Genomic DNA, 253 nt, shown 5'->3' with positions numbered 1-253 from the left:
GGCTGGTCTATGCAACAGGTTCTGCGACTTTTTTCGGCCGCACGGCAAGCCTGGTGCAAAAAGCCGCACCTGTTTCGCACTTTCAGAAAGCCGTACTTAATATCGGTAACTTTTTAATTGTTCTGGTTCTATCGCTTTCGTTATTGCTGGTTGTTGTAGAACTATTGCGGGGCTTGCCTTTCTTAACTCTGCTGGCTTTTGTCCTGGTGGTGGTGGTGGCTTCCATTCCGGTCGCCATGCCGGCAGTGTTGTC

1 pseudogene is annotated in these 253 nt (G+C 50.2%); it reads left to right on the top strand.

Annotated elements, in window-relative coordinates:
- A pseudogene (locus HJG40_RS14995) lies at window positions 1-253 on the top strand (plasma-membrane proton-efflux P-type ATPase); the annotation flags it as partial.

The organism is Acidithiobacillus concretivorus (genome assembly GCF_018853445.1).
Classification (GTDB): domain Bacteria; phylum Pseudomonadota; class Gammaproteobacteria; order Acidithiobacillales; family Acidithiobacillaceae; genus Acidithiobacillus; species Acidithiobacillus concretivorus.
The sequence above is the reverse complement of the archived record's forward strand: the minus strand, read 5'-3'. Positions and strand labels throughout refer to the sequence as shown.